This window comes from Armatimonadota bacterium (assembly GCA_036504095.1).
GTDB lineage: Bacteria > Armatimonadota > DTGP01 > JAKQQT01 > JAKQQT01 > DASXUL01.
The window spans coordinates 1-12,705 of record DASXVS010000043.1 but is presented as its reverse complement, the minus strand read 5'-3'; the positions used below and the strand labels follow the sequence as shown (position 1 = coordinate 12,705).

The following is a 12,705-nucleotide window of genomic DNA, read 5'->3' as shown; positions in this document are numbered from 1 at the left end:
TACACGTATTTTGTCTGCAAACCCCCGCGCAGGAGCGGATGCGGCCAATCGTCGTCGACGCCATCAGACGGCGCGGCGCAATCCGATCGCGCCATCGTTTCATGAGAAGGAACGACGGGATTTCGCGAACCGCTCGGGCGGGGAGCCTTCCCTTCGGCTGAAGCCGTAGGGGCCTAACGTCACCCAACACGCACCACTATCCAGGCACGCAGCCGGCCTTTCCCCGCCGCTTGCTACGGATGCGCCCTCCGTGGTACGCTATATATCAGGAAAGTCGTCGGCCGCGCCCGCGGACGACGCTGCTGTTGCCCGTACGGGCAGGAAGGGGCTTACTCCGTTGCGACCCTCAATTACCTTGGCGGCGATCGCGACCGCCATCCTCGCCCTCCCGCCTGTTTTGGCGGCCACATACACCTCGGACGCCACGTACCAGTTTTCGGGCCAGTATTCGTCCAACAGCGGCCGCGGCATCGCCGTGAACAGCACGGACACCCGCCTGTTTGAGACGGTTCGCAACGCCTCCACCGGTAAAGTGCTGGTGATGGACACCGCCGGAGGGGCCGTGGTCGGCTCAATCACCCCGGCCTCGCCGACCACCATCAACGACATCGCCCTCAGCCCGGACGACACCACGCTCTATTTCGTGAAGGCGACGAGCACAAGCTGGGAGTTGGACAGCGCTCCCGCATCGGACGGCGCGCATACCTCCGCCGATGTCACGACGATCGTGGCCGACATCGGGGCCACGCCGGGGGGCATCGCCACCGCCAAGTCCGGCGCAACGGTGTACCTGGCGATCGCCACGGTGTCGTCACTCCAGATCTACACCAGCGTGTCCGGCGGGGCGTTCACCAAGCAGTCGGACATAGCTCTGTCTTCCACGACCAAGGTCCGTGACGTTGCCGCGCTGGATACCGGCGCCGGGTTACGGTTCTACGTGCTGACACCGGGCACCATTCCCCAGACCGCCATCGCTGTGTTCGACTCGGCCGGCGGTGTCGTAAGCCAGACCTGGACGGGGATTCCGGCCGCTTTTGTGGGCTACATCATCGACTCGATTACCGCGGCGGGCACGATAGACGGCGTGGCTTCGCTGTTTCTCACCGCGGACGGGGCGGACAATCTGGGCAACCCGGTGCTGACGTCCTTCCGGTACGGCTATGACGGCATCTACAAGAACGACGGGTTCGGGTATGGTCTGAGCACGGACGCGACGCTCCAGCAATTGCAGCCGCTGGACACGACGCCGACGCTGGCGCCCGGGTGTGTAGCAGGGAGCCACGTGTATCTCGGCGCCGCCCTGCCGGACACGATCGGAAATCCCATCGATCAGACCGTTCGCGCCCTCATCACTCCCACGACCCTTCAGCCCGGGACGATCACCGGGAACGTCACCGAGGTGGCTTCGCCCAGCCCGCGCCCGTCTGTCGGCGCCACGGTTGTGATTGGCGGGCTGGATACGCCGGTGGCCGTCACGGGGGCAGACGGCTCGTACATATTGCCCAGCGTACAACCGGGAACACTCACTTTGGGCGCGTCGCGCTATGGCTACGTTTCGAACCGCGGGACTGTGACGCTCAACTCCGGCGAAACGAAGGCGGCCGCCGGGATCCTGCTGCCGGATCTTGTGCCCGCCTATACACTTGCGCGCGCGTTCGCGCCGCCGATTGCGGATGGGGAGTTGTTCCCGGGCAAGTACCTCAACCCCTCGATGCAGATGTACACCCTGGGCGGCGGCACGATGAGCGGCTCGATACAGACTATCGCCTACGCTATGTACGATGACTCCAACCTGTACATCGCGGTGTACGGCCTGGAGCCGAGCCTGGGCCTCAACCGCGCGGCCTACGGTAACTTGAACATGCTGACCCAGGACGACAACGTTCAGATCTACCTCGATCCACCGCACCGGCACGACGTTAAGGGAGTGGCGACCAATCTCTTCCAGTTCGCCGCTAACATCCCGCCTGTGGTTGGCGGCGTCCCGGTGTCGCTCCCGTTGTCCTTCCAGCGGAGGATCAACCCCGATGGAACCGGCGCCGAGGACGTTTCCTCTTACGCGTGGCAGGTTCACCTGGGATATACGGGGAATTCGTGGACGCTCGAGGCCCGCATCGCCCTGGATATGCTGACTCCGTTCGCACCTCCGACCACGAGCTCAATCTGGGGGCTCCTGGTCGCCCGGCATCGTCCGTCCGCGCATGCGGATTCCCTGCCGGCAGACTACAGCACGAGCGATGTGCAATCGGGACGCTTTACGGACTCAACGACGTGGACAGACGTCAAGTTCGGCGCCGCCGTACCGAACGTAAAGGGCGACGTCAACCAGAACGGCGTGCTGGACCCATTCGACGTTGCCTACGTGCTGCGGATGGCGGCCGGCCTCTCCTATGGCGCGTTCGACCCGGCCGACCCTAACGCGAACCTGACGATTCGCAACCAGGTGCTGGCATCGGCGGACGTGTGGCCCACGCCGACTCCGGATGGCAAGATAACGCTGGAAGACGCGGTGCGTGTCGCCCGCGCGATGAACGGCATCGGTACGCTGCCCTGACCGTGGCCACAGTGAAATGAAGTAAAGCCACAAAGAGAGGTCTTTGTGGCTTTACTTCATTTCACCATCAATGTCCTGAGGGGATTATGCCGCCAACGCTAGTGGCCTCGGGTCGCTCACCGGGAGCGGCGTGGGGGATTCCTCCCAGGAATTTCGCGGCGCCGGGTGCAGACGGGACGCCAGTTCGCGCCCCAGCCGTGCGATTTCGCGCAGGCGCCCCAATTCGGCATCGATATCCAGCGTGTCAACGTCGCGGTCGTCGATGGCCTTGATGATGCGCTCGGCAAGCCTGGATGCCGCCATCGCAAGGACTTCGTTTTCATAGTCCACATAAACGTGGAATCGGCCGCGCGGGTCACATCTCCAGTCCCACACCGTCTCGCCGCGGAGGATCCCCTGAGGCTGGATCTGGCTCTGGATCTCGATGATGAGGTGTTCCAGGAGATGGGGCAATTCGGTATCCTGGCATTCACGTTTGAAGGAGTACCCGAAGTCGTTATCACATTTATGCGTGTTCAACTGCGGGAACAGCCGGAACAACCGCCTCGGGAGATGCGGCAGGCCGTACGTTGTGAAACGCCCCGTTTCGGGCATTTGAACGGTGAGCTTCATCTGTCCTTCAACAGGAAACTCGATAGCGATGATATCCACGGTCGGAACCCCTTGCGGAACGAACTGTCTAAGTTACTAGAGACGATAAATGGACGCTTCCTGCCAGTCGGGTCCAACTATTCGTTCCACACGGTATTCGGGGATTCACCAACTGGATTGTGCGGGGGGCGCCTGGCGGATATCTGCCTGAGGAGGGTGAAATGCGCATCTCGAAGGTATTTCTGATGATCGCGGTTGGCCTGGCCATTGTGGTTGGAGGATGCCGGAAGGACCAGGCCGGTTCGGCGAGTCTGAGCGTACGCACGACAATGCCGAAAGGCATCCAGGTTACGCTGGTCAGCGTAGACCGCCCGGGCACCTACGTTGAGCGGAAGAGAACGGATCTGGGCGGTACCCTGAATTTCACCGGCATCCAACCGGGGAAATACATGCTCGTGTACCAGTTCGCGCTCGAGTCCAAAATGCCGACAGAACTTCCCTATAACTACGGAGAAAGCAAACCCGTGGAGGTCAAGGCGGGCCGCAACATCTACGATTGGACCGTGGACACGGGGGCCGTCTCGCGCGTCGAAATGTAGGCGCTTACGCTTCGCGGATGCTCAGAACGTCGCCGGCCTTCAGGTGAACCGGGCTATCGAGCATGGTATCGGCGCCGGCCGGCTGTGACGCCACCACAAATCATACCACGGCCACGTAGTCGTTTTTGTGCAGGGTGACAGGGGGATCGAACACAGTGTCCGATCCATCCGTATACGCCGCAACGGGCTCCCCTTTGAGGGTTGCGGTTCCGGCGGCGTTCCGCCAGCGCTTGAGGGTGAGAGTACCATAACTGACGATGAGGTATTGGCGGTCATCCTCCCTCATCCATTGGCCCCAGGCCGTTCCGGCGGCGAAGAACGTGCGCAAGTTTCCTGGCACACACGGGGCGAACCCGATACTGGCGTCCGGGGCGCTGTACTGGAAGCCCGTGTATGCGGTCAGGAGCGACCAGGACGCCATTGCCCGGGTGTAGTGGTGCCCGCACTCGCATTCGTCCCATGGATTGCGATTTGAGCCATTGTGGCGATCGCGCGTCGCACGAACGATGCTCAGGCCTTCGTCCACAAGACCTTCGTAGATCAGCAGCGCTGCTACTGCATACTCGATGCCGGTCCACACTTCGTCGGCGTAGGGGAAGGGGAATCCCGGCTTTTGCCCGTTTGGCCATGTGCACATGAGGAGTCCCGCTTCGTCGTTGAGGGCGTACGTCCTCTGGCAACTGGCGTGACGGGAAAGATCACTCCTGAAGTTGCGGCCATAGATGGCTTCGGCGGCCGAACGAACTTTGTCCGCCGGCAACACATGGCCGAGGCCAAGACAATGGGCGAACCACTGACCCGTTAGCTGGTCGGACAGGCAGCCGGCGCCATACTGGTAGAACGGACCTGTCTCGTCTGACGAAGCCTGACCGGCATGACGAGTGAGCTGGGGGCCCTGCACCGCCGGGTCAAACCTTACGTGTTGTTCATAATACTCGCCGTTCCAGAGAACGTCGTGTCCAACCGCTCCACGGCGCGCCAAAGCACGGTACTCCTCCGCCGAATCCGTTTCACCCAACGCATCCGCCATATGTGCGGCCGCCACAAGCGCGGCAAGGTACCACGAGCCCATGAGCGTATTCGGGCCGACGAACTCGATGTCATAGGTGTTGTGCTGGATTCCCTCCATCACACCGTCTTTGTCCGCATCCCAACGGTCCGGATTATCGGGCGACCATGCGAATTCCAACGAACGCCTGGCGGCCGGCCAGAGCGATCTCAGCCAGTCCAGGTCGCCGTGGTTGAGCCATTCGCGGTAGAGGCGCAGTATTGTCCCCATCTGACCGTCCGCAGCGGCGCGAAACGCCCATCGCTGTCCAACTAGTGGAAGGAGGGTGCGGAACGCCATGTCACCGCGCGAGTCTGTGTTGCTGAGGTAGTCGGTATCACGGACAGATCGCTCCAATTCGGGATAGAGCGCGGCAACGGTCTGGGCGTAGTTCCATACATGGGTGCAGTTCATGGGACAGCAGCCCGCACCGTCGCTGCAGCCCTCAAAGGCGTTCATCCGTCCGTCCGCGGTTCTCGTGACAGTCGTCGTCCGGACGATGCTCATGTTGGCGGATACGGCGTCGGTAAGCTCCGGCGGAAGCGAATCATCGCAGATCCAGTCCTGGAAGTCCTGCGTATCCAGATCCAGGCGGAGGCGCTCCCGTTGAACATACGCTGCGGCGGACCAGGCATCCGGGAACTTGACCGCGTAGTAATTGCCGAGAGGTTTTCCGGCGACCTCCGGCTCTGTGTTCCACGTGTTGCGCAGATTAGGGAACGACCAGGAGAGGGAAAAGTCCAGGCCGTGTAGTTCGCCCGCCGGGATGACCCTTCGAACGATGACGGTGGCGATATCGGTTTCGCCGTCCGGCGTTGGGCCGAGGTCTGGTTCGTGATCGAGAGTACCGTTATGACTGAAGCGGTTCCAGAACCACTGCGCATCATCGAACCAGGCTCCGCGCCGCCAGCGAGCGTAGGCCTCAGCATCTTTTTCGGGAGACGAGATGGCGATGGAGCCGTATCGGGGATCGTCCATCGCCAGGCGGTCATTGGTCAGAACCACGCCGGTCAGGCCGTCGCCTGTACGGATGGTGTTCCGGTTGCCGCCGAGGAACGGAGCGCGGCGCGAATCGAGCGGAGCGAGCCCGTCCCACCCGACGGGATTCAGCACGTTGAAAGCCAGCGCGATCTCCATGGGAGCATCGGTGTGGTTGTGCAGTTTCCATTCGAAGAGGGCGATGGGGATGCCCGAATCGTCCGCGTTCATCGGGATCATCGGGTTCCAGGCACGCATGGATATTTCGAGCGGAATGGCTTCGTCAGCCAATGTGACGTAGGCGCTCGGGTACTCGCCAGTGAAGGAGGCGTCGCGAAAGCGCGGGAGGCCGCCGAGATAGGACGGTGAGATCCCATGGGCGTGGTGAAAGGGTTTCAGGTACTGGCGTTCCAGAATGCGGGTTACGGGCGCCTGGCCGTCCGGCCGGCACCAAAGCGCGAAGAAAGAGAGTGGGAGCGAGTGCCCCTTGCCAGGGTGATTAAAGATCTCCCAGTCCTGCAGATTGCCCCGGCCACCCATCGACACTGTACCGGTACCGATTCCCCCCAGGGGGAAGGCAATGGTCCGCAGACAATCACCTTCGAAGGTTCTCTGGTTGCTCTCAAGGCGATTATCACGCATCGTACTCACTGCAGCCTCCTCGTCCAGGGCGAAAAGTCCACCTCTATGTACTGCAAATTCCAGTGTGGGATGCTGCACGCAGGATGGAATGACATGACAATAGTCGCATTCGGGCAAGTCACATGGGAAGTAACAATTCAGACGGTGGGAATGGCGGTCTCTTCAAGTCCGGGCGTCTGATGATGCTCGGAGTGATTCTGCTCGTCGGCGGCGTTGCCGCTCCGAAATTGAAGGAAGCGTCGCGCTTTCTTCCGGGTGGCGATGGCGCTTCGGTGGCCGGGCGCCTCTCCCATATTCAGGACGAAGCCCGTGCGATCACCACGCGGCAGCGCATGATGGGCATCAAGGCCACGCTCCGGATGTGGTCGGCCCAGCACGGACCGCCGGATGCGAACGATCTGGAGGAGGCAGTGGGGAGGGACACCGCGACCGACGAATGGGGCCGCCTGATCCGTCTCGTCCCGCCAACCGCGAATTCCGCGGGGTGCCTCCGCTCTCTCGGCCCGGATGGCAAACCCAGTCGGGACGACATCATCGTTCCGTTAACGTGGCACGACGTGAACCGAACGCGCATGGTCCCGGGCTGGCAGTAGCCCCGGGAGCCCCTCAACCAATCCCCCTCGCCGGCCTGTCTCCTGTCTCGCGACTTCACTTTGTGGTAGAATGAAGCCGTTATGGTTGAGACACAACGGGAGACTTATCACATTATCACGTTCGGCTGTCAGCAAAACGTTGCGGATACCGACTATATGGCGCGCCTGCTGGAACGGCAGGGAATGGCGGCGGCGGAATCGGCCGAGGACGCGGGGGTAATCCTTATCAACACGTGCTCGGTCCGTGAGAAGCCGGAAAACAAGGTCTACAGCCGCCTCGGGGAACTGAAGCGCCTGAAGGCCCGGCGGCCGGGAACCGTCCTCGGCGTCTGCGGATGCCAGGCACAGCGTGAAGGCGATGAGCTGCGCCGCCTGGCGCCGCACATCGACATCATCATGGGTACCGCGCGCATCGAGGAGCTTCCTGAACTGGTGGCGACCGTGCGCCGAACGGGACAGCCCGTGACCGCTCTGGACCTCCCGATGCGACGATCGGATCTCCAGGAATACGACGATTTCCCGGCGATTCGCGAGGCCGTCGAGGGAGCTTCAAGCAAACTCCGCGAATTTGTTCCGATCATGTTCGGCTGCGACAAGTTCTGCACTTTCTGCATCGTCCCCTTCACGCGCGGCCGGGAGCGCAGCCGCGGCCTGGAGGACATCGTCACCGAGGTTCGCGCGCTGGTTTCCGGCGGAACGCGGGAAGTGACTCTCCTCGGACAGACGGTGGACTCCTGGAAAACGCCCCGCGGGAACGGACAGCTCAGGATCGCCGCGACGCGAGACTCCGCGGACCAGTTGACATTTCCCGACCTGCTGCGCGCGCTCGACGGGCTGCCGGGCCTCGACAGGGTCCGGTTCACCAGCCCGCATCCCAGGGACTGCACTCCAAACCTGATTTCGGCGATGCGCGAGATTCCGGTGGTCTGCGAGTGGATACACCTGCCCGTGCAGGCCGGCGACAACGAGGTGCTGGAGCGGATGCACCGTGGCTACACGCGGGAACATTTCCTGCAACTCGTCGATGACGTTCGGGCCGGTGTGCCGGGCGTGGCGATTACGACGGACGTGATGGTTGGCTTCCCGGGCGAGACGGAAGACCAGTTCGACCAAACCCTGGACCTCTTCGAACGGGTGAGATTCGACGGCGCCTACACGTTTGTCTACAGCATCCGTCCGGGTACGAAAGCCGCGGACTGGCCCGATCAGGTTCCGCCGGCCGTGAAAAGCCGGAGGCTTCGCAAACTGAGTTTACTCCAGCAGCGGATCAGCCGGGAAGTGAATCAGGCCCAGGTGGGCGAGGTGTTCGAGGTGCTTGTGGACGGGCACGGTGATAAGCCCGGGCAGCTCAAGGGGCTGTCGCGCCAGAACAAGACGGTTCACTTCGACGGGCCGGCGTCGCGAATCGGCCAGATCGTCCACGTTCGCGCCGAGGAAGGCTTCATGTGGGGTTTCCTGGGAGAGGAAGTGCAGGATGCTTAAGCCCGGCCTGAATAAACCGGCCTATTCGCCCAGCCCGTGGGCGCGCGGGCTGATGTATTCGCTGCTTGCCCTGGGTGCGCTGCTTTATGGGCACCTGAGCGGGGAACGACCGCTGACGCCGATGAAATGGGCCGTTCTGGGCGCGGTGGCCGTTGGCGCCGGCGTCGCCCTGGCGCTGTTGCAGGCCTGGGCCAGGAGCGCCTCGGAGCGCAACGCGGATCGCGAGCGAGGAGACGACTCCGCCGGGAACTGACGGAGTGGCCGGGCTAACGGATCGTTTTGTGCGGTTCCGGCACCGCCACGGCGTTCCTGACCTGCGGTACCGCCGGCGTCATGGTGCCCTTATCCGGCGCCTTGATCCATTGGAGAGAGGAAGTTATCTCCCCCGGAGACGTTCGGAAATCGTAGATGGCGCTGGAGAAGGTCGTCTTTTGCTGGCGCCCTGGCGACATCAACTCGCTGAAGAACAGGCTGTAGGTGACGATTGCCGGCATCTTGAGCACCGAATCCGGGATCACTTCGTCCGCCGGGAGTTGGTCGTCCGCCAGCGAGGCGAGCAGGTTCTGGGAGGTGACCGGGAGGATAACGCCCTGGTTGCCACCACCGGGCATCATCGCGCCGAATACGCCGCTCACAACCTCGTCCGCTTCCTTCCTCAGATCGTCCCCCGCCTGCACCGACCGGAAGTCGGGAGTCGCCGAGTTCACCAGCCAGGTTTTCCAGTCTTTGCGGTCGGCCTTGGCGCGTTTGAGCAGGGCGATCAGAAGGTCGTTGTGCGGATCCAGTTTTTTCGTATCGGAATCCCGCATGATGCTCCACCGGCGGTCGGCAAGGGATGGCGGAACGAAGTCATCCCATGAAACCAGGTTGTCTACGGGGTCCTGCCCGGAGCGGCGCAACCAGTCAAGCCGATCCGAATAGGCGAAACCCAATGCCGGCGTGTTGAGCGTGCCCGGGAAGGGGGAGTTCTGCCCCGCCGTTGCAGGCTGCCATTCAGCGAAGCAGATGCCGGCGGCGTTGGGCTTCTTTGAGAACTCATCCACCAGCGTTTGCAGGCGGGCTATGACCAGAGGTTCCTGGGGCCGCACATAGTTCGCCGCCAGGATGCCGATACTGGCCGCTTTGACGAGGGCTTCGGGATGGGTCTCAAACCAATCGAGCCTTGGCCGGCCGACCACGTCCACATCGAGCCAGTCCGCGTGTTTCGTCAGGTAATGCGCCTTGTCTCCGGCGTCCTGCCAGGCAAGGGTGTGAAGATAGCCGATGACCTTTATCCCGGCCGGCGCCATGGCCGAAGTGGCGGCGGCCCAGCCGTCGCTGCCGCGGAGCGATGGGTGCAGCGGAAAGACCTTGCTCTCGAAGGTTGAATATCCGCCAAAGAGCACAGGATAAAACAGCGTGTTGAGGCCGTGGCGCTTCATTTCGTCGGCCAGGACCTTCAGGCGCGCGGGACCCAGCGGTGGAACCATCAACGCCCGGATCACCGCGGGAGGAACCGTGGGCTTGGGATTGGCAATCAAGTCCCGAATCTCCTTTGGCGCATCGTCCAGGACGTTCCGCTTAACCCCCTCGGCTCCCTTTGTCAGCTTTTCCCGCTTGCTTGCGATGCTCCAATGGCTGATCTGCGACTGATCCCACTCGTTAGGCGCGGCAACCCAGCCGTAATCCGGAACCTTGACGGCGACATTCACCACAGCCTGGCCGTCGATGTAGGACTGGGTGATATCCGATTCCGTGAACGGTCGGTTGACCTCGGGTTGGCCGTCGACGCCTGGAAGGCTGACGCTATCCTTCTTAGCCGCCTCGCGAATCCACGCCTGCTGGTCCGGCGTCATTTCGGAAAACGGGATTCTGCCCTGATCGGCGGGTGGACCTCCCGGTCCCTTTGCCGGGCCGGCATCGAACGCCTTCTTGCGCTGGTCATCGTTGAGAGCCAAACCGTTGGAGCCGTCGAAAGCCAGGCGATCGACGAGTTTCACCCAGTCTGTGGAAGCATCCGCTTCGCGCCGCCGGCGCTTGACCGCTTTGGAGGCCGTTTCGGCGGATTCGTGCGCGAGCATCTGAACCGCTTGCAGGCCCAATCGGTCCCAGGCGAGAATGTACGCGTCGCCGAGTTTGCGCCACGCGCCGGCCAGGCAAAGGCGCAAACCGTCGATCGCTTCGCCGATGGTCAGCGAGTTCGAGCCAATGAAGACAGGTTCGTCGGCGTAGACAGCCGAGACGTACATTTTGAGTCCCGTGAGTTTGGCGATCTGCTTCACCACATCATCAACCGTCCACAGGCCGGCGTAGTTGAGGGGTTGGACGAATTTCTTGCCGATGAGATCGGACGGTTTGTAGGTATTTGGAACGGTGTCGAAGAGCGGCAGGTCGACGCCGCGATCGCGCCAGTTGCGTTGCTGGTCCTGGTCGGTGCCGAAGACCATTCCGGTGTCCGGGATTCTGATGTACGCGCCGTACGGCTTCAGGTCAACCATCGCGCCGGTGATGTGCAGTTGGGCCCGCAGGCGCGCGGAGGCCCAGTTGATGGGGTCATCTATCCGGCCTTTGTCTTCCATTTCGATCGACGCGTGCTCCAAGCCGTCGTCCGATTTGTATGTGGACGGCTTGCGGTTCATGACCTTGAGCGGCGTTCTAAACGCGCGGGCGAGGGCGGACTGGAGGTCGCGCGGAAGCGAGGACACGGCGATGCCGTTGTCGGAGCCGAGCGCGGCGATGAGGTTGTCGGGGATGGCGAGGAGAATCTGGTCGATGAGCAGCCCGCGGCCGGAGAGGTCGAACTCACTGGCGCCGCTGAGATCGAGGTTGGCCTGCTCCCGGGATTCCGGCGCGATGGCGAAGGCCGAACCGACCTTGAACGGGATGTAGTTACGCTCTTTCGCGCTCTCCTGCTCGGCGATCATCTGCAGGCGGCCGATGAGCGTGCGCTCGGCCTTGAATGCGTCATCGGACCATTGGGCGCCGTCGCGATACTGCCCGTAGCCGACCGCCATCACGCGTTCGCCCGCCGCATAGCGGTTCATGCGGAACATAAGGCCCCGATTATCGACTTTGGAGCCCTTAGGAAACTCAAAGGCCGGCAGCGGACCGAAACTGGGCTCCGGGAGTGCCTTCACCCCGGCCGGCGTTCCGGGCGTGGGTTTTGTGACCGGCGCCGGTTTCTGCGCGAAAACGGGGCACGCCAGCGCAACGGTGCATGCGAGAGACGCGAACAAGCGAGAATCTGTCATTCCGGGTTCCTGTTTCGAATGATGAGTTACAAGAGTCGCTACGATGCCGAGGCCCGGAAGGGTACACGCGCAACAGGGCCAAGTGGATTATACACCACATAAGACGCGGGGACGGGGGGCGAGGGTTCGGACCCAGACACCGGGGCCGGAAGGAAGTGAGGAAACGGGGAGGATCGGCGAACGAGGAGATGAGGCTGGGTCACAACACCCGTTAACACCCCTGTAGCACACAAAACCTAGTGTCCCAGGAGTCCCTGAACCACTACATATCGTGCGTTCGTGGCCCGGTATTGAGTTGTGACCCCGCCTGAACTGAGGAAACGGCGGAATTGCGAAGCGAGGGTATCTCGAGCGCCCTCATTTCCCCGTTTCCTCATGTTGGCATCGGCCTACACGGCTTTCTGGGCCTTCCGAACGGTGCCGCTGGAGTCCACGCACACGGTCTTCCACTCGCTGAAGAGGCCCGGCCCCCGCCGGGCGCGAGAGCGATCAATCGAACTTACCTTGGTCGTTGCGCGCGCCTTGTAGAATTTGGGCTACCATCTTGGCTTCTATCACAAGGCGCCCGGCCCGCATCAGGTCCATCATCGACTGCCGCTGGTCTTCGGACAACTCCGAGAAGTAGAGGTCTCGGCCGTTCAGGCTGGCAGCCATTTGCTTTGCATTCTGCGCCACAGCGTCCGCAAAGGCGTTCAGCTCCTTTGCGCCGCGGCAGTCAACAGGCCGTGCGTCTTCCGGCGTTTCCTTGCCCAGCCAGTCCATCGCGGCGTTTACGCGGTCCATCGGCGCCGCCTTGTCCGGCAGGGCGTCCTGGAGAACGGTGATTCCCTGAATCTTGAACGCATCTTTGGAGTATTGGCGGGCGGCGGACTCCAGCAGGTTGCGCGTTTGCCCGTCGTTCAGGTCGAACGACATAGGCGCTTTGCTTGTGTTGGCGAACAGGAGGTCGGACTTCGTCTCACGGTGAAGGCGTTGCATCGTCGTGTAG

The 12,705-nt window shown here is 62.4% G+C and carries 9 protein-coding genes; 5 read left to right on the top strand and 4 right to left on the bottom strand.

The annotated features are described in order from the left end of the window. Nucleotides 1-337 precede the first annotated feature (337 nt). Entirely contained in the window at nucleotides 338-2,554 is a 2,217-nt protein-coding gene (locus VGM51_09020) for a hypothetical protein (GenBank protein ID HEY3413184.1), read from the top strand. Between the two features lie 84 nt (nucleotides 2,555-2,638). On the opposite strand, the gene VGM51_09015 is transcribed toward VGM51_09020, so the two are convergent. Beyond that, the gene (locus tag VGM51_09015) at nucleotides 2,639-3,205 is read right to left on the bottom strand and encodes a hypothetical protein (GenBank protein HEY3413183.1); all 567 of its coding nucleotides are present in this window, start codon (nucleotides 3,203-3,205) and stop codon (nucleotides 2,639-2,641) included. Between the two features lie 161 nt (nucleotides 3,206-3,366). Between VGM51_09015 and VGM51_09010 the strand changes: the two genes are divergently transcribed. Further along, on the top strand, nucleotides 3,367-3,744 hold the full coding sequence (locus VGM51_09010; protein ID HEY3413182.1) for a hypothetical protein: 378 nt from the start codon (nucleotides 3,367-3,369) through the stop codon (nucleotides 3,742-3,744). Between the two features lie 100 nt (nucleotides 3,745-3,844). Here the strand turns inward: VGM51_09010 and VGM51_09005 are convergent, their stop codons facing one another. Further along, nucleotides 3,845-6,412 (bottom strand): GH116 family glycosyl-hydrolase, encoded by a 2,568-nt coding sequence (locus VGM51_09005; protein HEY3413181.1) that lies wholly within the window; start codon nucleotides 6,410-6,412, stop codon nucleotides 3,845-3,847. A 122-nt stretch (nucleotides 6,413-6,534) separates the two neighbouring features. Between VGM51_09005 and VGM51_09000 the strand changes: the two genes are divergently transcribed. The 3 genes from VGM51_09000 (at nucleotide 6,535) to VGM51_08990 (ending at nucleotide 8,740) form a co-directional block, all read left to right on the top strand. Further along, complete coding sequence (locus tag VGM51_09000) at nucleotides 6,535-7,005, top strand: hypothetical protein (GenBank protein HEY3413180.1); 471 nt, start codon at nucleotides 6,535-6,537, stop codon at nucleotides 7,003-7,005. 81 nt (nucleotides 7,006-7,086) lie between these two features. Then, complete coding sequence (gene miaB / locus VGM51_08995) at nucleotides 7,087-8,487, top strand: tRNA (N6-isopentenyl adenosine(37)-C2)-methylthiotransferase MiaB (GenBank protein HEY3413179.1); 1,401 nt, start codon at nucleotides 7,087-7,089, stop codon at nucleotides 8,485-8,487. Further along, a complete protein-coding gene (locus VGM51_08990; protein ID HEY3413178.1) occupies nucleotides 8,480-8,740 on the top strand; it encodes a hypothetical protein in 261 nt (86 codons plus the stop codon). Before miaB ends, VGM51_08990 begins: the two co-directional genes overlap by 8 nt. Nucleotides 8,741-8,753: 13 nt before the next feature. On the opposite strand, the gene VGM51_08985 is transcribed toward VGM51_08990, so the two are convergent. Continuing rightward, nucleotides 8,754-11,717 carry a hypothetical protein gene (locus VGM51_08985; GenBank protein HEY3413177.1) on the bottom strand — a complete coding sequence of 988 codons (2,964 nt, stop codon included), beginning with the start codon at nucleotides 11,715-11,717 and terminating at the stop codon, nucleotides 8,754-8,756. 489 nt (nucleotides 11,718-12,206) lie between these two features. Continuing rightward, on the bottom strand, nucleotides 12,207-12,705 hold a 499-nt coding region (locus VGM51_08980; protein ID HEY3413176.1), incomplete at its 5' end, for a hypothetical protein.

Coding starts and splice junctions, on each gene's coding strand:
- VGM51_09010 (HEY3413182.1), top strand. CDS start 3,367: ATGCGCATCTCGAAGGTATTTCTGATGATCGCGGTTGGCCTGGCCATT.
- VGM51_08990 (HEY3413178.1), top strand. CDS start 8,480: ATGCTTAAGCCCGGCCTGAATAAACCGGCCTATTCGCCCAGCCCGTGG.
- VGM51_09000 (HEY3413180.1), top strand. CDS start 6,535: ATGGGAAGTAACAATTCAGACGGTGGGAATGGCGGTCTCTTCAAGTCC.
- VGM51_09005 (HEY3413181.1), bottom strand. CDS start 6,412: ATGCGTGATAATCGCCTTGAGAGCAACCAGAGAACCTTCGAAGGTGAT.
- miaB (HEY3413179.1), top strand. CDS start 7,087: ATGGTTGAGACACAACGGGAGACTTATCACATTATCACGTTCGGCTGT.
- VGM51_08985 (HEY3413177.1), bottom strand. CDS start 11,717: ATGACAGATTCTCGCTTGTTCGCGTCTCTCGCATGCACCGTTGCGCTG.